The organism is Brevibacillus centrosporus (genome assembly GCF_003710815.1).
Taxonomy (GTDB): Bacteria; Bacillota; Bacilli; order Brevibacillales; family Brevibacillaceae; genus Brevibacillus; species Brevibacillus centrosporus.
This window is the reverse complement of sequence record NZ_RHHP01000001.1, coordinates 103,551-124,341: the sequence shown is the minus strand read 5'-3', so window position 1 is coordinate 124,341 and position 20,791 is coordinate 103,551. Positions and strand designations below refer to the sequence as shown.

Annotated in this window: 20 protein-coding genes; 17 read left to right on the top strand and 3 right to left on the bottom strand. The window is 50.1% G+C overall.

Annotated features, from left to right (window positions below; genetic code table 11):
• The first annotated feature begins 92 nt into the window (after positions 1-92).
• The 3 genes from EDM55_RS00680 to EDM55_RS00670 all read left to right on the top strand — a co-directional run bounded on the left by EDM55_RS00680 (position 93) and on the right by EDM55_RS00670 (position 3,620).
• Positions 93-1,733, top strand: coding sequence for an ATP-binding protein (locus EDM55_RS00680; protein WP_092266978.1), 1,641 nt, complete (start codon positions 93-95; stop codon positions 1,731-1,733).
• A complete protein-coding gene (locus EDM55_RS00675; protein ID WP_092266843.1) occupies positions 1,699-2,388 on the top strand; it encodes a response regulator in 690 nt (229 codons plus the stop codon). The genes EDM55_RS00680 and EDM55_RS00675 overlap by 35 nt, the downstream gene beginning before the upstream one ends.
• Before the next feature lie 146 nt (positions 2,389-2,534).
• Positions 2,535-3,620 (top strand): Bug family tripartite tricarboxylate transporter substrate binding protein, encoded by a 1,086-nt coding sequence (locus tag EDM55_RS00670; RefSeq protein ID WP_122959395.1) that lies wholly within the window; start codon positions 2,535-2,537, stop codon positions 3,618-3,620.
• Positions 3,621-3,675: 55 nt separating this feature from the next.
• Here EDM55_RS00670 and ltrA read toward each other — a convergent pair whose 3' ends face one another.
• Complete coding sequence (ltrA, locus tag EDM55_RS00665) at positions 3,676-4,932, bottom strand: group II intron reverse transcriptase/maturase (RefSeq protein WP_122959571.1); 1,257 nt, start codon at positions 4,930-4,932, stop codon at positions 3,676-3,678.
• A 648-nt stretch (positions 4,933-5,580) separates the two neighbouring features.
• Between ltrA and EDM55_RS00660 the strand changes: the two genes are divergently transcribed.
• The 12 genes from EDM55_RS00660 (at position 5,581) to EDM55_RS00610 (ending at position 15,078) form a co-directional block, all read left to right on the top strand.
• Complete coding sequence (locus tag EDM55_RS00660) at positions 5,581-6,048, top strand: tripartite tricarboxylate transporter TctB family protein (protein ID WP_092266845.1); 468 nt, start codon at positions 5,581-5,583, stop codon at positions 6,046-6,048.
• Positions 6,049-6,061: 13 nt separating this feature from the next.
• A complete protein-coding gene (locus tag EDM55_RS00655; protein ID WP_092266846.1) occupies positions 6,062-7,588 on the top strand; it encodes a tripartite tricarboxylate transporter permease in 1,527 nt (508 codons plus the stop codon).
• Between the two features lie 142 nt (positions 7,589-7,730).
• Positions 7,731-8,837 carry a D-TA family PLP-dependent enzyme gene (locus EDM55_RS00650; protein WP_246070964.1) on the top strand — a complete coding sequence of 369 codons (1,107 nt, stop codon included), beginning with the start codon at positions 7,731-7,733 and terminating at the stop codon, positions 8,835-8,837.
• A gap of 103 nt (positions 8,838-8,940) precedes the next feature.
• Positions 8,941-9,531 (top strand): GNAT family N-acetyltransferase, encoded by a 591-nt coding sequence (locus EDM55_RS00645; protein WP_092266847.1) that lies wholly within the window; start codon positions 8,941-8,943, stop codon positions 9,529-9,531.
• A gap of 96 nt (positions 9,532-9,627) precedes the next feature.
• Complete coding sequence (locus EDM55_RS00640) at positions 9,628-10,047, top strand: DUF3054 domain-containing protein (protein ID WP_092266848.1); 420 nt, start codon at positions 9,628-9,630, stop codon at positions 10,045-10,047.
• Positions 10,048-10,120: 73 nt separating this feature from the next.
• Positions 10,121-10,252 carry a hypothetical protein gene (locus tag EDM55_RS30695; protein WP_258957575.1) on the top strand — a complete coding sequence of 44 codons (132 nt, stop codon included), beginning with the start codon at positions 10,121-10,123 and terminating at the stop codon, positions 10,250-10,252.
• 103 nt (positions 10,253-10,355) lie between these two features.
• Positions 10,356-10,712 carry a hypothetical protein gene (locus EDM55_RS00635; RefSeq protein WP_122959394.1) on the top strand — a complete coding sequence of 119 codons (357 nt, stop codon included), beginning with the start codon at positions 10,356-10,358 and terminating at the stop codon, positions 10,710-10,712.
• Positions 10,702-11,331 (top strand): thiamine phosphate synthase, encoded by a 630-nt coding sequence (locus tag EDM55_RS00630; protein WP_092266850.1) that lies wholly within the window; start codon positions 10,702-10,704, stop codon positions 11,329-11,331. Before EDM55_RS00635 ends, EDM55_RS00630 begins: the two co-directional genes overlap by 11 nt.
• Positions 11,328-11,990, top strand: a complete 663-nt coding sequence (gene thiE, locus EDM55_RS00625) for a thiamine phosphate synthase (protein WP_122959393.1) — start codon at positions 11,328-11,330, stop codon at positions 11,988-11,990. Before EDM55_RS00630 ends, thiE begins: the two co-directional genes overlap by 4 nt.
• Before the next feature lie 91 nt (positions 11,991-12,081).
• Positions 12,082-12,990, top strand: a complete 909-nt coding sequence (locus EDM55_RS00620; RefSeq protein WP_092266852.1) for a hypothetical protein — start codon at positions 12,082-12,084, stop codon at positions 12,988-12,990.
• Positions 12,991-13,063: 73 nt separating this feature from the next.
• The gene (locus tag EDM55_RS00615) at positions 13,064-13,366 is read left to right on the top strand and encodes an antibiotic biosynthesis monooxygenase family protein (protein WP_246070963.1); all 303 of its coding nucleotides are present in this window, start codon (positions 13,064-13,066) and stop codon (positions 13,364-13,366) included.
• Positions 13,367-13,548: 182 nt separating this feature from the next.
• Positions 13,549-15,078 carry a two-component system sensor histidine kinase NtrB gene (locus EDM55_RS00610; protein ID WP_246070962.1) on the top strand — a complete coding sequence of 510 codons (1,530 nt, stop codon included), beginning with the start codon at positions 13,549-13,551 and terminating at the stop codon, positions 15,076-15,078.
• A gap of 70 nt (positions 15,079-15,148) precedes the next feature.
• Here the strand turns inward: EDM55_RS00610 and EDM55_RS00605 are convergent, their stop codons facing one another.
• On the bottom strand, positions 15,149-15,832 hold the full coding sequence (locus EDM55_RS00605; RefSeq protein ID WP_092266853.1) for a response regulator: 684 nt from the start codon (positions 15,830-15,832) through the stop codon (positions 15,149-15,151).
• Complete coding sequence (locus tag EDM55_RS00600) at positions 15,829-17,022, bottom strand: sensor histidine kinase (protein ID WP_122959568.1); 1,194 nt, start codon at positions 17,020-17,022, stop codon at positions 15,829-15,831. Before EDM55_RS00600 ends, EDM55_RS00605 begins: the two co-directional genes overlap by 4 nt.
• Positions 17,023-17,240: 218 nt before the next feature.
• Here EDM55_RS00600 and EDM55_RS00595 point away from each other — a divergent pair, with 218 nt between their 5' ends.
• Both EDM55_RS00595 and EDM55_RS00590 read left to right on the top strand, forming a co-directional pair.
• Positions 17,241-17,627 (top strand): MarR family winged helix-turn-helix transcriptional regulator, encoded by a 387-nt coding sequence (locus EDM55_RS00595; RefSeq protein WP_092266854.1) that lies wholly within the window; start codon positions 17,241-17,243, stop codon positions 17,625-17,627.
• Between the two features lie 20 nt (positions 17,628-17,647).
• Entirely contained in the window at positions 17,648-20,788 is a 3,141-nt protein-coding gene (locus EDM55_RS00590; protein ID WP_092266855.1) for an efflux RND transporter permease subunit, read from the top strand.
• Positions 20,789-20,791 lie beyond the last annotated feature (3 nt).

Genomic DNA, 20,791 nt, shown 5'->3' with positions numbered 1-20,791 from the left:
ATTTCACAAAACCTCGCGCTAGAGTGGACCGCATAGAGCAAGCTATCGAAAAACGCAGAGAAGATGGTACTATGTTCCAAGAGGTGAATTTTGTGACCACAACCAAATTGCGATTGTCCTTGCAAACGAGAATGATTGTGCTATTTACTTTCGTCATTATTCTGATTATTGGGTCAATGGGAGCTGTTTTTGCTTCCATTATTGGTTCTTCTATTGAGGAACAGCTGGGAAAAAAGGCGCTGAGCGTGGCAAAAATCGTGGCGAATGACCCCGAGCTGCGCAATGCCTTTGCGACAGAGGATCCGTCCGCTCTGATTCAGCCGATCGCGGAAAATATACGCAAACAGACTGAGGCGGAATTTGTCGTTGTGGGCAATCGGGAGGGAATTCGGTACGCCCATCCGCTGCCGGATCGAATCGGGAAGGAAATGGTCGGCGGTGACAATGAGCAGGGACTCCTGTACGGGCAGTCCTATATTTCAAAGGCGGTGGGGAGCCTTGGGCCATCGCTGCGCGGGAAGGTCCCGATCAAAAATGACAACGGGGATGTCATCGGCATTGTTTCTGTTGGTTTTTTGCTAGAGGATATTGAGGGCGCCATAGGGGCTTATCAGGAGAAGGTCGTTCTGATTATTATTCTGGCTCTGGTCTTTGGCGTTGTAGGAGCGATTGGTGTTAGCCGTTATTTAAAGCGAGTCATACTGGGACTGGAGCCGGAAGAGATCGCCGCTTTGTATATTCAACGCAATGCCGTGCTGGAATCCGTGCGGGAAGGGATCGTGGCCATCGATCGAAACAACAAGGTGACTATGATGAACAAGGCAGCCATACGCATTTTGGAGCTTCCAAATGAAGATTTTCACCGCAAAGAAATCACGGAGGTTTTGCCGGACAGCCGTATGCCAGACGTGCTTGAAACAGGCGAGCATCAATTGGACAGAGAAACGATACTCGTAGGGAAAGAAATCATCGTGAACCGTATTCCGATGAGGCTGGGAGACAAAATCGTCGGTGTCGTCAGCAGCTTCCGTCCCAAATCAGAGATCGACAAGCTCGTGTCCGAGTTATCGCAAACGCGCCGTTATGCAGAGGTGCTGCGCGCACAGACCCACGAGTTTCACAATCTGCTGTATACGATTTCCGGTCTTCTGCAGCTAGGTTCGATTCAGGAAGCAGTCGAACTGATTACCAGCGAGACATCCGCGCAGCAGGAAATGATGCTCTTTTTGGCCAAAAAAATACCGGATCCTTTGATCGGCGCCCTGCTGGTAGGAATGCATAATCGCGCAAAGGAACTGAAAATTCAGTTTCAAATCAATCAAGACAGCAGCTTGAAGTCTCTTCCGCCAACGATCAACCGTCAGCAAGTCATTGTGCTGCTCGGCACGCTGATCCAGAACGCCTTGGAGGCCGTCAACGAAGCTGCTGTCGAGAGAAAAGTAGTGGAATGCTATCTGTCCGATACGGAGGCAGAAATCCTGTTTGAAGTAGAGGATTCGGGGCCGGGTGTACCCGAGAGTTTGCGTGAAGTGATCTTTCAGGATGGGTTTAGCACAAAGCCAGGTGAGCATAGAGGGCTGGGACTGGCAAAGGTGCAGGGGATTATCCAAGAAATGAAGGGCTATATTCTGGTAGGAGAAAGTGAATGGGGAGGCGCGTTGTTCACGGTGTCACTCCCGAAGGAACGGAGGGATTTGGGTGCAGAAGGTGGAAGTGCTGATCGTGGAAGATGACTTGAGGATCATCGATATCAACAGACGATTCGTCAGTAAAATAGAGGGGTTCGACGTCATTGCAACAGCAACGAACGGAGCGGAGGCGAAAGAGCTGCTTTCTTTTATGCAGCCGCATCTGGTTCTGCTCGACGTTTATTTGCCTGATATGCTCGGCACTGATCTGGTTTGGCACGTCCGCCAGCATCATCGCAGCGTCGATATCATGATGATCACGGCTGCAAAAGAGATCGAGATGGTACAGGAGGCGCTACGGGGAGGCGTGTATGATTACATCGTCAAACCGCTTGTTTTTGAACGGTTTCGCGAACGCCTGGAGAGCTATCGCCAGCATTTATGGCGGACAAAGGAGGTTGGAGAAGTCGATCAAGAAGTGATCGATCGGATCCTGACCCGCAATCTTCAGGCAGGAAAGACACGGGAGACCGCAATGCCAAAAGGAATCGATCTGCTGACGCTGGAAAAAGTAATCCAAGCGATCCGGCGAACGGGAGAGAAGGGCGTCTCGGCAGAAGAGATCGGAAAAGTAATTGGAACCAGCAGAACGACAGCAAGACGCTATTTGGAATACCTCGTTCTAGAGAAAAAGGCCCGCGCCGACCTGCTCTATGGGACAGTGGGGAGACCAGAAAGAAAGTATCGGTACTTGTCCTAGCCAGCCCGTGAACAATATGAACGAAAAGTGCACAAAATTCAGAATAGACCTTATGCACGAAAACTATTCACTTCCAATTCCTCATGATACGGTAAGGGTAAGTGTTGTATGCGCTTACATTAACGTAAGGTCAAGGGGGATGCGGGATGCAAAAGAAAAAGGTATGGATCGCGCTGTCTGTTTTCTTCACACTCACACTGGCAGCTTGTAGCGGGGGAAATGCTGGGACGGGAAGTACGGGAAGCACAGGTGACAATGGCAGCTCAGGAGGGACTGGAGCACAAACGGCACCGGCCGCTTCGAGTTATCCGGAAAAGCCACTTGTCATCGTAGCGCCATCAGGAGCGGGCGGTGGCTGGGACAAAACGGCTCGGTCGCTGGGAAAGGTATTGAATGAGAGCAAGCTGGTAGGCCAGACCATTACCATTGAAAACAAACCTGGCGGCGGCGGGACCGTTTTCATGGCAGAGTATGTGAACAAGGACAAAGGGAATCCATACAGACTGTTTGTCAGTTCCCCACCAATCCTGATTAACAACAATAAAAAGGAAGGAAATACGCCATACGGATACCGGGAAGTAACCCCGCTGGCGCAAATGACGAAGGATTTTGGCGCGCTAGTCGTAAAGGCGGACTCCCCTTATAAAGACATCAAGAGCTTGCTGGATGCGATCAAAGCGGATCCGACCATGCTTACGGTTGCAGGTGGCTCCGCTCCTGGTTCGATGGACCATCTGGTGAGCGTTCTTCCTGCTGCCAAGTATGGGATTGATCCAAAGAGCGTCAAATACGTTTCCTACGATGGCGGTGGCGAAGCGATTGCCGCATTGTTGGGTGGAAATGCCGATATGATCGCAACAGATGCATCCGGGGTGGGGGAGTATCTGAAAGCGGGGAAAATCCGAGTGTTGGGTGTGACTTCCGATCAAAGGCTGACTGGCGTGCTGAGCGATGTGCCAACGTTGAAAGAGCAGGGAATCGATGCGACCTTCACGATATGGCGCGGCGTCTTTGGTCCTGCAGAGATGCCGGCGGATGCTAAAGCCTACTGGGATGCGAAACTCAAAGAGCTGAACGACAATGAGGGATGGAAAAAAGAACTGACGGCTAACGGATGGGAAGCGGAATACAAGGATGCGGCGACCTTCACTTCTTTCCTTGACGAACAAGACAAGCTGGTTAAAGAGCTGCTGACCTCTCTAGGCATGGCAAAATCGAGTAGGAGGGGGTGATTAACCCCCGACCTCTCACACCACCGTACGTACCGTTCGGTATACGGCGGTTCATCTAGGTATGACGCAAAAGAAAATATCTATCCCTCAAACTTTTTAGACCTTCGGTCTGCCAGTAGGCATTATCCAAAGTTCTTTGAAGTATAGGGCTACCAGCAATTCGCCAATATTTCTTACGAGAATTGCCCCATTCAAAGGCTTTTGCCCTGGGAACTCCCAAGGTAACAAGCCTTTTCACTTTTGTTTGAGGCTTCTTCCATTGTTTCCACAGGCACATGCGGAGTCTTCTTCTTATCCATTCGTCTAGACTGGAGAAAACTGAAGGTGTATCCGCAAGCGAGAAGTACCCCGCCCAGCCGATAAGATACTGATTTAGCTGTTCAATCCGATACTCCATGGGAAGTGCCTTTGTTCTTGAAGTAAATTCTCGAATTCGTTGTTTAACCTTCTTCATACTCTCTTTCGCAATTCGAATCTTTGGGTCGAACTGGTAAGTGAAGCTAAACCCTAGAAACTTTCGTTTCCATGGTCGGTCAACTGCACTTTTCTCCTGGTTCACTTTAAGCTTTAGTTTACCCTCGATAAACGTAGTAATGGATTTCATTACACGTTCTCCAGCTTTCTTTGAAGAAACGTAAACGTTACAGTCATCGGCATAGCGTACAAAGCTAAGTTCACGTTTTTCCAGTTCCATATCCAATTCATGCAACATGATGTTGGAGAGAAGCGGACTGAGAGGACCGCCTTGCGGTACTCCTTCTACGTTTGCTGTTTCAAGTCCGTTAATCATGATGCCCGATTCTAAGTAGCTTCTGATAAGCCTGAGAAGTGTCTTATCCTTGACATGTTTGGCGATTAAACCCATTAACTTGTCATGGTTTACTCTATCGAAGAATTTCTCCAAGTCTAAATCGACGACCCACCGTTTCCCCTCCTTCATAAATCCTTTTGCCTTCCGAACAGCATCATGACCTCGTCTATTGGGACGAAAACCATAGCTATGTTCGGAGAACATCGGGTCGAAAAGCGGGGTGAGAGTTTGGGCGATTGCTTGTTGGATGAAGCGATCTGTCACGGTAGGAATTCCTAATAACCGCACGCCACCATTAGGTTTCGGGATTTCGATCCTTCGGACTGGTTGCGGTTGGTAGGTACCATCCTCTAACTGCTGGCGGATGGAGACCCAATTGGTCATGATATGTACGCGTAGGAGTTTTACCGACATACCATCCACACCATGGCTTCCTTTATTCTTTTCCACTCTCTTTAATGCTGTTAGAAGGTTTTCTCGTGACAGGAGTTGCTTCATCATGTTCGGATATTCCTTTCGCGTGAACGTTCTTTCTAGTTGTGCCATTCTTACCTCAGCCCTTTCAGAGTCCCCTGTGGAATTCACCACTTCCTCCACTGAATAAGTCCTTGCGGATTGTCTGCTTCATAAGCAAGAATGAACGCCTCGCTTCTCGTTCTTCCTAAATGTTCAGTCCTTCCCCGTTCAAGCGTCCTTTACTAGGGTACTATGACCTCTGCTGACTCCTGACCGTTCAGCTTCTCTTTTCAAAGAAGGTTACCATGTGAGCATGGCGTTCCAGTCAGGTCTCCCCAGGTAAGGGCGTTATCTTCCCCTCCATCTATCTGCCCCATTTACTCTCATTCGCCTTTGGCAGTAAGGATTTTGCCTTGTTACGCAGACTCATCCAACGAATGCTAGCCTCATATGAGGTTCGTGTTCCTCAGACCGGAGGTTTGCCGCCGACTTCCTTCAGATTCCATCTCACGATGGACACCCTTGTCTTGAGCTAATGGCTACTACTGCCTTCGCCACTCGGGACTTGAACCCTAGAGATAACGCCCATGCTGGGCGCACATAAACAAAAAAGGAGAGGGTCATCCTCTCCTTTTTTCATAGATGAATCTTGGCGGCCCGCGACTGCTAATGAAATCGTACAGGAGGAAGAGCATGAATCTCACATTTGATCGCTTGGGAAGTATCTTTTTTGCCATCATAGGTGCAGCGTTTATTGTGGAGAGCCGTTCGATTGCTGCCAGCGCTTACGGAAGTGAAGTAGGACCTAATATGTTTCCGCTTGGACTTGGCATTCTCTTAATCCTGCTGAGCCTGCGACTGTTCTGGGAGACGAGTAAGCAGAAAAAGACGGGGCCAGCACCAGCAGCCTCCGAGAAACGTAACTACGGGCGATTTTTGCTGATACTCGCGGCAACCTTTCTCTACGTATTTCTATTTGAGACACTCGGCTACTTGTTCGCTACCTTTTTCTTCCTGGCCGTTGCTTTTCGGGTGATGGGCAGCAGCAGCTGGATAAAGGCTGCCGCCATATCGCTGTTATTTTCTGCAGCTATCTACTATATGTACGTCTATTTACTGCAGGGAACGCTGCCTGGATTTCCTTCCTGGCTAGGCTTGTAAGGAGGGATGGATCATGAATGCGCTGCAATATTTGGGTGATGGCTTTCTCCTCGCCTTGCAATGGCATAACCTGCTCTATGCTTTTGTAGGCGTATTGATCGGAACGGCAGTAGGGGTTCTTCCCGGAATCGGTCCGATGAGCGGTGTGGCACTTCTCATGCCTGTGACGGCATCACTTACATCTGGTCTCCCCCCGGAATCGGCTGCGGCGAGTGCAATCATCCTGCTGGCAGGTGTCTATTACGGCGCGATGTACGGGGGATCGACGACATCGATCTTGTTAAATACCCCGGGCGAATCTTCTTCGGTAGTGACTACGCTGGACGGCTACCAGATGGCGCGACAGGGCAGAGCAGGTACGGCACTATCGATTTCAGCGATCGGGTCCTTCGTTGCAGGCATCGTGGCGCTGATTGCCCTGGTTTTTTTGGCGGAGCCTTTGTCGGTCCTCGCCCTGAAATTTGGACCAGCGGAGTACTTTTCCCTCATGATTCTCGGTCTTTGCGCGGTAAGCGGCTTGGGTGGAAAGTCAATGACCAAGGCGCTGATCATGACAGTCTTCGGTTTGTTGCTGGCTACGATTGGAATTGACAGTGTGTCTGGTGTTGCCCGGTTCACCTATGATGTCCCTGATTTGTATCAGGGCTTGGAGTTCTTAACGATCGCAGTGGGGCTGTTTGCCTTAGGAGAAGTCTTCAAAACCACCCTCGAACAAGACCAAGAGAACAAGGAAATCATAAAGGTCGGTCGTATTCGCCCGTCTCTACTGGAATTGAAGCAAAGCGCCGCTCCGATTGCACGGGGCTCCATTCTTGGATTTTTTATCGGCGTCCTCCCTGGTGCAGGAGCTACATTGGCATCCTTCTTTGCCTATATCGTAGAAAAGAAGCTCAGCAAAGATCCGTCCCGGTTTGGAAAAGGGGCGATCGAGGGGGTAGCATCGCCGGAATCTGCAAACAATGGAGCTTCTGGCGGCGCGATGGTTCCGCTTTTAACCATGGGAATTCCAGGCTCAGGTACAACGGCGATCCTGATGGGAGCTCTTCTCATGTACAATGTTCAGCCTGGTCCACTTTTGTTCACGGACCATCCGCAAATCGCCTGGGGGTTGATCGCCAGCATGTTCATCGGGAATGTGATGCTGCTGATTTTGAACATGCCGCTCGTCAAGGTGTTTGCCAAGATCATCGAGACGCCATCGCAATATTTGCTTCCGATGATTATCGCAATTTCTGTGTTCGGAGTTTACGCAGTCCAGATTAGTACTTTCGATCTCGTGCTACTGGTGATTTGTGGAGTGGCGGGTTACTTTTTTGCGAAAAATGATTTCCCGCTGGCACCTTTGGTTTTGGGGCTCGTTCTAGGGCCCATGATCGAAAATAACATGCGTCGTGCGCTGACTACCTCAAACGGTGATTTTACCATCTTTCTCTCCAAGCCAATATCGGCTGTGTTTCTTCTCGGTGCGCTCCTATGGCTGGTGATTCCCTTGTTATTGAAGATGCGTGGAAAAGAAGTTGTCATTTCCGAGGAAGCGTAAGAGGAAGGAGTCCCCTTTGTAGAAAAAAGCTGCAAACGGGACTTTTTCTGCTTCCTTTTCAACCATCGAATCCCCGTGTATGATGAAACAAACGTAATGCTTTTTCCTAATATTATGAAATGGATCTGGAGGGCATGGAAAAGTGGACATAACACAATTGGACACACCTTCATTGCTAGTAGACCTTGACATCATGGAAGCGAATATGAGGCAGGTAGACGACTTTGCGAAAGAACAAGGCATCGCGTGGCGTCCCCATATCAAAACGCACAAGTCGATTGAAATCGCAAAGCTACAGATGGCAAACGGAGCGTGCGGGATCACTGTAGCAAAAGTATCGGAGGCAGAGGTGATGGTGAAAGGGGGGATCGACAACATCCTGATTGCCTATCCGCTCGCGTCACGTACAAAGCTGAAGCGAGTAGCAGCGCTGCTTCCTCTTGCAACGATCATCCTCACGATTGATTCGGAAGAGCAAGCAGCCCACGTCCAAGATTTCTTTCACCCTATTGATCAAGAGGTAGAAGTCTGGCTGAAAATCGATTCCGGCCTGAAGCGCTGCGGTGTCGATCCAGGTGAGCCTACCCTGAGGCTGGCACAGTATGTCAGTGAACGTTGCCCCAACTTGAAATTGAAAGGGCTATATACGCATGCTGGACATTCTTACGCTGCCACAGATTACGAGCAGATTGAGCGCATCGGCCGTTACGAAGGAGAGTGTATCGTGGCGAGCGCGCAGCTCTGCGAAGAACATGGGATTCCTATCGAGGTGAGGAGCGTCGGGTCGACCCCGACTTTTCGGATTTCCGGCAAAGTCCCTGGCATCACGGAGATACGCCCGGGGAATGCCGTGTTTTACGATGCGATTCAAGTAGGCTTAGGAGCTGCGACATATTCACAATGCGCCTTGCGGGTGATGGCTACGGTTGTAAGCCACCGTCCAGGCGAGCGGCTCGTTTTGGATACAGGGAGCAAGTCACTGGCTTTGGACCAAGGGGCGCACGGGAATGCAACCGTCAAAGGCTTCGGCCATGTGGTCGGTCATCCCGAGATCGTCATTCAGCGCTTGTCTGAAGAACATGGGGTTGCAAGTATCGAAGGTGAGACGAGCCTGCGCCTGCTCGATCGTGTCCAGATCATTCCCAATCATGCCTGCGCCGTGATGAATTTGTTTGATCAGGTTCATGTCGTACGTGAGGGGCAAGTCATCGATACTTGGAAAGTTGACGCGAGAGGGCATGTTCAATAAAAAGAATGTTTGACAGATTGGAAGTCCCCCCTTATCATAGGAAAAATTTATGAGAGCTGTTCTGCTTTGCAGCTTTAGCAGAACAGTCGGAGGAGACACAATCATGCTAAACATTGCGCCCGTCACGCTAGAAGGAAAATACGTCCGCTTGGAGCCTTTGCGCCATGCGCATATCGAGGGAATCTGGGAGGCAGGTCGATACGAGAATATCTGGACGTATATGAGCGTCAAGATCGACCAGCTGCAGGATGCGGTCAGCTTTGTGGAAACGGCTTTGAGGAATGAGGAAGAAGGAATTGAGCTTCCTTTCGCCATCATAGGCCAAGAAGATGGAAAAGTCATCGGCAGTACGCGCTTCTTAAATATCGCGAGGAAAGACCGCGGCCTCGAAATTGGATTTACATGGCTCACTCCCTCGGTTTGGAAGAGTGTGATAAATACAGAGTGCAAATATTTGCTGATGCGCCACTGCTTCGAACAATTGGGATGCATTCGTGTGCAGCTCAAGACTGATTCACGCAACCTGAATTCCCAACGGGCCATTGCCCGAATCGGTGGTGTCCGCGAAGGTGTCCTGCGCAATCACATGATTTTGCCGGATGGATACGTTCGCGATTCTGTCTATTTCAGCATCACGAATACGGAATGGAAAAACGTCCAAGAAAAGCTGCATTTGTTGCTGTTTCGTGAATAAACGGGTGGAACGATTGTGAGTCAGCAGGCAGGATGTGTACAATACAAGGGAAGCATGCTTGCTGTATACTTCGCTTCATGAGAGAAGAGGATATTCATGAAACTTCGCTTACTGTCGGCTGGCTATGTCCTGTTTGCAGGTGATCTGTTAGCTTTCCTGCTTTTCGCCTACTATGGAAAATTGGCTCATCATTTACCCGTGTCTTTTCTGGGCTTGCTCGATACTCTTGCTCCCTTTTTGGTAGGTTGGCTAGTGGCGATCTTCGTTTTTCGCAGCTATGGGCAAAAGTCCTATCGATCCTTTGGATGGCTGATGCTGTCCACCTTTCTCACCTGGACGCTTGCCGCACCGATTGGTTTAGTTCTGCGAGCGTGGTGGACAGGGGTTCCGATGACCTGGGTGTTCACATGGGTTGCGTATGTGATTACCTTCGCTTTTCTCTTAGGCTGGCGCGTGCTTTTTGCAATCGGTTTCTCGCTTAGCAAAAGCAAACAGCACAAACTTGTGAAAAGCTGATTAAGATTGGGGAGTAAAGAGTCCCAGATTGGTTACGCTATCCTTTGACAACTGCGTCAGGGGAGGTGGATTCATGGGTAAGAACAACAACAGCAAGGATCTGGGTAAAAACCGCGGGAAGACGCTTGATGAGAAAGACAAGAATACAAATCTGCGCCAGTCCAATCACAATGACCGAAATGAAGGAACAAGTGAAAGCCGCTGATTTCAGCGGTTTTTCTAATTCTCCATGGATGCTCCCTTGCATTGTGCTATAATAGGTTTTGTTTTTTCTAGCCAGGATCAGGAAAGCAAGTGGGGGGAAGAGCATGACGGAACCGATGCAGGAAGTACAGCCGGTGACCTTGTCGTCACAGGCATTTTTGATATTGTGTCGTCTCTTTGACGGCGTCTACGATGAATTGAAGCAAAACGAGCAGATTGTCGAGCTGGTCGAGTCTATCGCCAATATGCTGCTCGCGGGCGTGGAAACGCTGGAGAAGCAAGAAGAAAAACCGAAAAAGATTACGTTTCCCATGACAATTCAACAGACGTTTTTCCTCAGAAGATTAGTTATCGACTTATTGGCTCATGCACCTAGCGAAGGGGATGACAAGACCAAGCAGTGGCTGCAGGAGTGCTTGGCAGCCTTATCTGGAGGCGGAGGGCAGAGCAATGTCGACTAGGCCTGAGCTGCACGTCATCACGAACGGCCGTCAAGGCTTGGAGGAAGTGCTGGCAATGGCAGAAGCAGCTTATGCGGGTGGAATGGATTATTTACATATACGCGAAAAGCAGCGTACAGCAAGAGAGTGCATGGACTGGGTAAAAGCTTTGTCCACTGTCATGCCAAGCTCCTGTCTGATTGTCAACGACCGAGTAGACGTTGCAGCAGCAAGCGGTTGCCGGGGAGCCCATTTGGCCTACCACAGCTTGACGCCATCAGAAGCGCGGCTCCTCTTAGCAAAGGAGCAATGGATTGGCAGGTCTGTGCATTCAGTTAAGGAAGCAGAAGCAGCTGCTGCAGAAGGGGCAACCTATGCGTTGTACGGTCATTTGTTTCCCAGTGGCTCCAAGCCGGGTGTTCCTGCGAGAGGAACTGGAGAGCTTACGAGCATCACGGCGGCGCTGTCCATTCCTGTGATTGGAATTGGCGGGATTACCCCGGCGAATACGACGCAAGTTTTAGCGGCGGGCTGCCGAGGTATCGCTGTTTTATCGGGCATTACCGATGCACACAACGTCAAGGAAGCAACAGCAGCATATCGGAATGTATTGGACACTTGGGAGGGCAGGTCAATATGAAAGACAGAAACGTACTTCGCGAAAAAATGGGAGTCTATTTTGTAGTCGGTACGCAGGACTGCGATTACTCCATCGAGCGGACAGTAGCTATCGTCGCAGATGCTCTGCAAGGCGGGGTAGGCACGCTTCAGCTGAGAGACAAGGGAAGCAAGCTCACGGCGGATGAACGCGATGAGCTGGGGCGTCAGCTGCAGCTTCTTTGCCGTGAGAGCGGGGCACTCTTTTTTGTCAACGACGATGTGGACTTGGCGATCCGTCTGCAGGCAGATGGCGTACACGTAGGCCAAGACGATATGCAGCTCGCTGAGGTAAGAGAGGCGGTAGGGCCAAACATGTACATTGGGGTTTCTGCCGCTACCATAGAAGAGGCATTGGCCGCTCAAACGGGCGGAGTCGACTGCATCGGTGTAGGAGCGATGTACGCCACTTCATCCAAAGCGGATGCGGGAGAGCCGATCGGACCAGAAGGCTTGCGGGTCATTCGAGAAGCTGTTGGCCGCGAACTTCCTATTGTGGGGATCGGTGGGATTACGCTGCAAAATGCCGCGGAAGTTATTCGCGCAGGTGCGGATGGAGTGGCTGTGATCAGCGCCATTACGCGAGCGGATTCACCGAGCGATGCGGCACGTGCTCTGCAGGGAATTGTACGAACTGTCTAGCACGGACAGGTCTCAAAATACATATGGTACGTTAACCGAATAACCGGCTAAATCAAAAACGCCAAATGGCGACCAAAAGGAGGTGGAGCCGATGAAAAACCGGATATACCGAATCGGATATGAGTGGGTCAGCAAACGGGAGCTGCTGGAGCGTCTGTCTATGAATGAAAGTGCGCTTGTGGAACATAAGCGTCTGAATCCTGCTCCTGACGATCAGGACACCGAAGTTCCGCCAGAGGAAGAGCGTCATACCGTCCTTATTCGCAGTCAGCGACGTCCAGGGGAATGGGTTACTTTTAATGGTCTTTATGAGATTTTGGAGCGGGAACCGATTCCATGGATTGATTCTCCCCTCGAATATCACCAGTTTGGTACAGAGCTGATACCTGGGAATATTCGCAGGGAGAAGGCACCTCAGGGCAGAATCCCCGCTCGTACGAAGCTGCAGGTGGCCGCTGTCCGTCAAGATACTGTCTTTGTTACGGTTCCTGGCCATCCCTCTAGGCGCTATGAAATGTCGCTTTCTCATGCACGCTTTGCAAAGGACTTTCCTACAGAGCTGGAAATGAAGCTGCAGGTATACGCGTTTCCTCCACGCCCAGATATTTTTGTCGACTGGCTGCTGAAAGAAGGGCGTAAATCAGGAATCATCACGCGTCCGAATCAAGAGAGAGTCGAAAAATCAGCGTTTCAAGTGTGGGATGATTTGCGAAAGGAATACGGGATCAGCGTCAGCGCTGCGCTCTTGGCGATTAAACAGGCTTTGATCGTCTTAGACCGCGCTGGGGTAGAGACCGATTTTCCGTATCCTGTGCAGGAACGCTCGGACCTGTCCCTCTTTAGTGAATCAGAGCGAGATGCCTTTTACTCCTATCAGTCCGTTCGTTGCGCGATGGCGGCAGTCGCTGCCTTGTTGACTACGGATCCGAAAGAACCGCTGCAGGACACTCTGCTGATGGATATTATGCTGGAACAACAAATGAACCGCAGGCGCGAATAGATGCGTCAGCGGTTATTTTTGTTTTGCTAGAGTCCCATGTATAATGGAAGGGAAAACCAATGTGGGAAAGGACGTGGCAAATATTATGTACGTATCGATGAACCGACTTCGCGTGCCAGCTGACTACGCATCGCATTTGGAAAGAGCATTTGGCAGTGGTGGAGAGCGGATGAAGGGTGTTCCTGGGTTCCTTGAATTCCTTTTCTTGGCTCCGTCTGAAGGGGATGAGTACGTCGTCTTTACGAAATGGGAGTCGGAAGCGGATTTCCAAAACTGGACGCAGAGTGAAGCGTTCCAACGAGCACACGCAGGCGGCAACCCGAACAGCCCGGTGAAATCCGAGCTGCGAAACTACACGGTAAAATCCCATTCCTAATAGCCAAAGGCATTTGTCTGATCACAGGGGCAAATGCCTTTTTTGTAGGAAACGCCTTGGTTTTGTCCTATTTCGCTAGTGACTATGCTTTACATATCAACCTATTTCCAGCCATAATAGAAGCATTCGGAAAATGGAAGAAATCACCACGGTACAGTTGGAAGCAAAGGAGCCAGAGCGTTTTGAAAAATCGAATACGTACGTATTTTGCAGATCTGGCCCCTGTGATGGCGGCCGAAATGCTCTCATTTCTTTCAGACGAGCAGCAAGCACTTGTGTGGGAGCGTGGAATGTATCGGGAAGAGTGTTTTGTTGAAACTTTTTTGCGATTAGGGGATGCTCTTGCAGCCTCTGATCCCCTGCAGGTCAGACAGCAGATATTCGTATTCTCAAATTTTTTTGAAGAGCTGGGCTTATCCAACCGGCATGTAGCTGAGCAGCTTCGGAACGGACGGGACAAGATCATCGAGCATTTGCTGGAGCATGCGAGCTGTCTCCTTATCACTACAGAGGACAAGCTGTCCTTTTATCAAGTCGAGCTGCAGCTGTACCAAGCAGTGGACAATCAAGTGGCCAAGCTGCTGGAATTGGGCCAAGTCCATTCCGACATAGGGACGGGAGTGCAGGTACCCGCCCGCGTGAAAAACCGAAACGGTGACCCATTTGCGGAAGTAGCGGAGCAAGAATTAGTGCAAATCGTTTTGCAATCACATGATATTGCCGTGCTGATGATTGACCGTCAAATGAACATCGTGGAAGCCAACCAAGCCTTGGCCAAACTGTTTCAGGTAAATCGAGAAAAAATCCTGGGTCAAAACATCGATGAGATCTTTCGCCCGCATGAAGGGGAGCGCTTTGTGCAGTGGGTCCTCGAACGGGGGCAGACTGGTCATTATGTCGCGGAGTATTGGGGACAATGGACGACGGTAAGTACGAGTCCGATCTACCATGATGGGGAGCTGTGGGGAGCGATTGCCGTATTGCGGAATCTAACCGACAGCAATCGATACGAAGAGGAACTGACGAAAAGGGAAGCGCTCGCGGCAGTCGGCCAATTGGCAGCAGGAATGGCGCATGAAATCAGAAATCCGCTGACGTCGATCAAAGGCTTTATCCAGCTGCTGAGGGAACAGGAAGAGACGAATCGCAGAGAGACCTATTTTTCTGTGATCTTGACGGAGATAGAGAGAATTGACGAGCTTCTAAATGATGTTCTAGTTCTAGCGCGTTACAGGGATGACAAGATCGTTTCGGAGTGCTTTCCAGTGATCGAGGAGCTTTCAGGTGTCATCCGTTTACTGGAGCCCGAAGCAAACCGCCGAGGAATCAAGCTGGAGCTGCAAATTGCCCATGGAGCTTGGTACATATACGGTTATCGCTCGAGAATCAAACAAGCCTTTCTCAATATTTTAAAGAATGCTTTTGAAGCACTCTCGAACGGCGGCTCACTGGTGAGGATCACAGTCATTGCATCCATTCATCGGATCGTGATTACAGTCGAGGACGATGGCCGGGGAATGTCTGAAGAGACTTTGCAAAACCTGTTCATTCCGTTTTTTACGACGAAGCAGGAGGGAACCGGCCTCGGGCTGTCTACGACACAGCGTATCATCACAGATCATGGAGGAGAAATCTTCGCGGGCAACTCGTCCGATTTGAAAGGTGCTCGTTTTGAAATTTGTCTGCCTTTACGCTCCAAGGAAGAGCTGTAAAACATGCAAAAAAAAGACGGATGCTTCCTCCGTCTTTTTTCCTGTGAATCGATGAAAAGAAATTCGCTTGTTATTTGACCAGTTGCTGGCGAAGTGCCATGGCAACCGCTTGCGTGCGGTCTTCTACGCCCATTTTCTGCAAAATGCGATGGACATGGGTCTTCACGGTTCCTTCTGAAATGAACAGATTCTGTGCAATTTGGTCGTTTCGATAACCGTATGCAATCTGCTGCAGGACGTCCAGCTCCCGATCCGTCAGCTCATCCAACAGGTAAGAGGCTTGCGGGGTAGTATCAGGTGCTGGCTGCTGTGTTTGCAGGACCTCCGCAAGTGCCTTGGCAGCCGTTACGGTGTGAAACAGGGCCTCTCCCTGATGGGCGCGCCTGATCAGATCCAGCATTTCTTGAGAATCCGCGTCTTTTAGCATATAGCCGACAGCACCAGCGCGGATGCCGTCCACTACGTAGTTATGATTGTCAAAGGTCGTCAAAATCAGCACCTTTAACGTGGGGTGGAGGAGCATAATTTCTCTAGTAGCGTCGATCCCGGACTTGTTGGGCATCTGCACATCCATCAAAACGACATCGGGATTGAGCTCACCCACCAGCGCGACCGCTTCGTCGCCATCAGAAGCTTCCCCGATTACTTCCATATCCGGTTGCATCTGGATGACGTAGCCGAGTCCCTGGCGAATCATCGTTTGGTCATCTACCAGAACGACGCGAATTTTCTCTTGATGATGCGTATCTGTCATCTGCGTATGCTCCCTTCTTGTGGGGGTGTATTCAGCGGTATTTCTACATCAATTTGAAATCCGTGTGGAGTCCGGACAAAATAGCGGAATCGTCCATTGAGCTTTGTCAACCGTTCCTGTATCCCGTGCAGTCCGAAGCCTGGTTTTACGGCTTGTTTTGGTGTGATGCTGCCGTCATCGCGGATACTGAACCAGAGATGCTGACCGCGATTTTCAACCACTACCTCGATATGCTTGGCGTCGGAATGGCGCAATGTGTTTGTAACCGCTTCCTGCAGGATGCGGTAAATCGTGATCGTGATCTCCTGAGACAAGGTGATGTCCAGTTTGTCCGTAACCAGCTCCATTTTTACACCGGTATGCTTTTCTGCTTGTGAGAGCATGGCACGAAGCGGGGTCAGACCCAGCGAGGTTTTATCCACTGCAAGTGTGTGCACAGAGGAGCGGATTTCCTCCAGACTTTGCTTGGCGACACCAAGCATATTCCGTATGGCTTCCTGTGCCTGGGGAGGTCCGTCCTGCAGCATGTACTTGACCGCATGAAGCTGCACGATGAGGGACGTCAGACTGTGCCCGAGGGCGTCGTGGATGTCCCGTGCGATGCGGGTCCTCTCCTCTAGAACGGCGACTTGCATGGTATGGAGGGCAGCTTCTTGCAGCTGTTCATGTGCTTCCTGCAGCTCCGCGTGCGCCTGCTGCAATTCTTCCAAATGCAGCTGATTGGTTTTATAGGCAGTATCCTGGATGCGGTAGCCCCGTGCACCGATATAGCAGCCGATGTAGGTCAAAATGAACGGTACGATGTGCGCAAGCTGCAAGATGTCTTCGAAATACAAAGACAGGGTCGTGCAGACGCCGAAAAAAGTGGCATAAGCCAGTGAGCGTTTTCCTTCAATATGAAAACCGATAAACACAGCAAGTGGCAGCATCATGCCAAAGCCTTCTCCACCGATAAAAACACTCTTGATCAGTGACATGGACCCGAGAAGGATGGTAACTAGCTCAATTTGGTAAGGCTTCCAGTTCTTTTTAGACACCCAGAACAAGACGATATAGAAAAAGAATAGTACCATAGTAGTGTAAAATTGAATGGGTGTTTCCCGCATGAATGAATTCGGAAGTAAAGACAAAATGATGAGAACTGAAAACCAGATGATCAACAAACGCTTTTGGATCGCTTTTAGACTCATTCGCAACAAAGAGACGTCCTTCTTTCTCTGTCGGGTTTTTCGCTTAGTTTCATTCTAGCATGGGCTGTCATCTATCTCTAGATAGACACTGTACACCTGGAAATCATCCAACTGGTAGACTTCACTCCCTGGGTCTGCAGGTAGAATGAAATGGGTAAATACACTCACAGGGTAGTGTAGAGTCTAAAGTGATGCAGTCAACGCAAGGGGAGGCTTTCATGAAAGAGTTGATTCAGCTGGCAAAGCTTCTGCGGGAAGCGAGTGCCTTGTTTTCATCGATTTCGAAGAAGGAACTGGATACCGGCGATGTGACATGGCAACAGGTGCTCATCCTGGAGCAGATTGAAAAGGGTCCGAGGACGATGGGAGACATTAGCAAGGCTGTCGATCTTTCATACAGTACAGCTTCCGGACTGATAAACAGGCTCGAGCAGGAAGAGCTGGTGAGGAGGTATCGGGATAAGAGTGATCGGAGAATCGTGTGGGTCGCCTTGACTGAGCGGGTAACCGAGCAGGATCGGGCCGAGATGGAAGATCCTCAGACAATCTCATCTCTTCATGCATTGCAAGATTTATTTTCACCAAAAAAGAAACTGACTAGCTGAATTAAAAGAGGTGAGTAAAATTGAATCTGTCAGAGCTATCGATTAAACGCCCCGTTACGATGATCATGTTGACGGTGGCCATGCTTATTTTTGGCTTCGTGTCCTTACCCCGCCTGGCAATTGATTTGATGCCAGAGCTGAACTTCCCGGTAGCGGTCGTCGTAACGTCCGTAGACGGTGGTTCGCCGAGCGAGGTAGAGAAGCTCGTAACGAAGCCGATAGAGAATGCCCTCGGAACGGTTTCTGACCTGGATAGTATTTCATCCGTTTCGATTGAGGGTGCATCGCAGGTTATTTTGATGTTCAACTGGGGTACGGATTTGGACCAAGCGACCCTGGATATGAGGGAAAAGGTGGATCAGGTTCGAGGAGCCTTGCCTGATTCCGCACATGCTCCACGTGTACTTCGGATTGATCCGAACTCTCAGCCGATTATTCAATTTGCGGTAACGGGTGATGCGGATGTAAACAAACTGAAGGACATGGCAGAGGATTTGATCCAGTCCCGTTTGGAACGGATTGACGGTGTAGCTTCTGCAGCAATCAACGGTGGTCAAGACCGCGTCATTGACGTCATCGTAGATCCAGCCAAGCTTTCTGCCTATGGCTTGACGCTTGATCAGATTCAGCAATCTCTCGGCAGCAGCAACTTGTCCGGTTCGGCAGGGGCTGTCCGTGAAGGGGATGGAAAACTTAACATTCGGGTACAAGGTGAATTTGCCAATGTCGAGCAGATCGCTCTGACGCCGATATCCGTAGGAAGTGGCGGTTCTATTCGCTTAAGTGATATCGCACAGGTGAACGATACAACCGAGGACGTCACCCAGCTGAGCTATGTAAATGGGAAACCAAGCTTGGGCATCTCGATTACGAAAGCATCCGGCGGCAACACGATTGAAGTAGCCGATGCCGTAATCAAAGAGATGGAGCAAATCAAAAAGGATTTGCCTGAAAACATACAAGTAACAACAACGATGGATACATCTACTTACATCAAAGATTCTATTTACACAACCGCTGAACACGCCCTGTTGGGTGGACTTGTCGGGATTATCTTGCTGTTCTTCTTCTTGGGAAGCTTCCAGTCTATGATCATCGCGATCATCGTACTGCCTGTTTCGATCGTAGCGACCTTCCTGCTCATGTACATGACGGGGCAGACGATCAACTTGATTTCTCTTTCCGGTTTGACACTGGGTCTCGGGTCCTTGATTGACTTCGCGGTCGTTATGTTGGAAAATATTTTCCGACAACGCGAAAAAGGGAAAGGCATGATGGAAGCGGCACTGGTCGGTTCCAAAGAAGTGGGAACAGCCGTTATGGCTTCCGCTTTGGCACAGATTTGCGTATTCTTGCCGATCGCTTTGACGGAAGGGATCGCAGCGGAATTGTTTGGACCACTTGCTCTGACGGTGGTATTCTCTCACATCGCAGCTCTCGTGTTCTCGATTCTGCTCGTACCAATGCTGAGCTCCCGCATTTTGAAAAAGGTGCCGGAGCATACCGAACGCAAGAATTACAAAGGGATCAACCCGGTTATCTGGTTTAACATCGGGTTCCATAAAGTAGAGAAAGCTTATGCCAAATTGCTCGGTTGGGCTTTGGGCCGCCGTAAAACGGTTATCGCCGCAGCAATCATCATGATGGTGGGCTCCCTGGCTCTGACGCCTTTGATCGGTGCTGAATTTATTCCGAGCATGGACCAGGGGCAAGTATCTGTCTCCATCAAGATGCCGAACGGTACCGTGCTGGCTGAGACAGAAAAAGTCACGAAACAAGTGGAAGAAATCGTGAACCAGGTGCCTGAAAAGGACATCGTTGGGGTATCGATCGGTAGCAGCGGCTCACCGCTCGCAAGTACCTTGTCCTCTAACCAGGCGACCATTACCTTGAAGCTGGTGGATGTAACAAAGCGTCAGCGTTCGTCGGATGATATCGTGATTGATTTGACGAAGAAGCTCAAGTCGATTGCAGGTCCGGAAATTACGGTAAGTGCTGCAGAAGGAATGTCAACTGGATCGCCAATCGAATTGACCGTTCGCGGGGATGATCTGGAAGTTTTGAAAGACATTAGTGGCATTGTGAAAGGCGAGGTAGAAAGTGTACAAGGTACGAATAACGTAACGACGAGCTTGGAAGAGTCCCGTCAAGAGTTTGAAGTGAAGGTAGACGCCGAGAAAGCGAGCCTGTACGGTTTGACAACCGGCCAAATTCTTTCCACTGTTCGTACTTCTTTCCAAGGACAGACAGTTACGAAATATCGTACAGGTGACGACGAGATTGATGTGAAGCTGCAGTTGCCTGAAAATTATCAGGAAGATATTAACTACTTGAACAATCTTCGCATTTCGGCACCAGGCGGAGCACAAGTCGCGCTCTCGTCTGTGGCAACGATCAGCAAAGTCGATGTACCATTGACCATTAATCGTTCCAACATGACGCGTGAAGTGAAAGTGACCGCTGATTTGGCAGGTCGTGACCTGAACGCCGTTTCCAAAGATATTCAAGCTAAAGTGGATAAGCTGAACCTCCCTGACGGCTACAAGCTGGAGTTTGGTGGTCAAAGCCAAGACATGGCGGAATCGTTCGGCAGCTTGGCACTTGCGATTGTCTTGTCCGTAGTATTGCTGTACATGGTAATGGCAGCGCAGTTTGAATCGCTTTACAGCCCGTTCATCATCATGTTCTCCGTGCCGCCTACAGTCACAGGGGTACTGCTTGGCTTGCTGGTAACAGGCACGTCGATCAGCGTATCTGTCTTGATCGGTTACATCCTGCTAATTGGTCTGGTCGTGAACAACGCGATTGTATTGATCGACTACATCAACCAATTGCGTGCGCAAGGCTGGGAGCTTCGCGATGCTATCCTGCATGCAGGTCCGATTCGTCTGCGTCCGATTTTGATGACGACATTGACCACGATTCTGGCGATTGGGCCGTTGGCATTCGCAGGTGGGTCGGGTACAGAGACGCAAGCACCGATGGCGATTACCGTTATCTTCGGTTTGAGCTTCTCGACACTCATTACGCTCGTACTGGTGCCAGTAGTTACCTCGTGGTTCGATGATAGAGGGAAAAAGCGCCGTGAAAAACGCGCACTGAAAAAAGCGAAAAAAGAAGCCAAGAAAAATGCCAAAAACGCTCCCGCTCTGGAAGTGTAGACG

Coding starts and splice junctions, on each gene's coding strand:
- thiE (WP_122959393.1), top strand. CDS start 11,328: ATGAAAGACAGAAACGTACTTCGCGAAAAAATGGGAGTCTATTTTGTA.
- EDM55_RS00630 (WP_092266850.1), top strand. CDS start 10,702: ATGTCGACTAGGCCTGAGCTGCACGTCATCACGAACGGCCGTCAAGGC.
- EDM55_RS00635 (WP_122959394.1), top strand. CDS start 10,356: ATGACGGAACCGATGCAGGAAGTACAGCCGGTGACCTTGTCGTCACAG.
- ltrA (WP_122959571.1), bottom strand. CDS start 4,932: ATGATGAAGCAACTCCTGTCACGAGAAAACCTTCTAACAGCATTAAAG.
- EDM55_RS00595 (WP_092266854.1), top strand. CDS start 17,241: ATGAAAGAGTTGATTCAGCTGGCAAAGCTTCTGCGGGAAGCGAGTGCC.
- EDM55_RS00660 (WP_092266845.1), top strand. CDS start 5,581: ATGAATCTCACATTTGATCGCTTGGGAAGTATCTTTTTTGCCATCATA.
- EDM55_RS00670 (WP_122959395.1), top strand. CDS start 2,535: ATGCAAAAGAAAAAGGTATGGATCGCGCTGTCTGTTTTCTTCACACTC.
- EDM55_RS00620 (WP_092266852.1), top strand. CDS start 12,082: ATGAAAAACCGGATATACCGAATCGGATATGAGTGGGTCAGCAAACGG.
- EDM55_RS00645 (WP_092266847.1), top strand. CDS start 8,941: ATGCTAAACATTGCGCCCGTCACGCTAGAAGGAAAATACGTCCGCTTG.
- EDM55_RS00605 (WP_092266853.1), bottom strand. CDS start 15,832: ATGACAGATACGCATCATCAAGAGAAAATTCGCGTCGTTCTGGTAGAT.
- EDM55_RS00640 (WP_092266848.1), top strand. CDS start 9,628: ATGAAACTTCGCTTACTGTCGGCTGGCTATGTCCTGTTTGCAGGTGAT.
- EDM55_RS00655 (WP_092266846.1), top strand. CDS start 6,062: ATGAATGCGCTGCAATATTTGGGTGATGGCTTTCTCCTCGCCTTGCAA.
- EDM55_RS00600 (WP_122959568.1), bottom strand. CDS start 17,022: ATGAGTCTAAAAGCGATCCAAAAGCGTTTGTTGATCATCTGGTTTTCA.
- EDM55_RS30695 (WP_258957575.1), top strand. CDS start 10,121: ATGGGTAAGAACAACAACAGCAAGGATCTGGGTAAAAACCGCGGGAAG.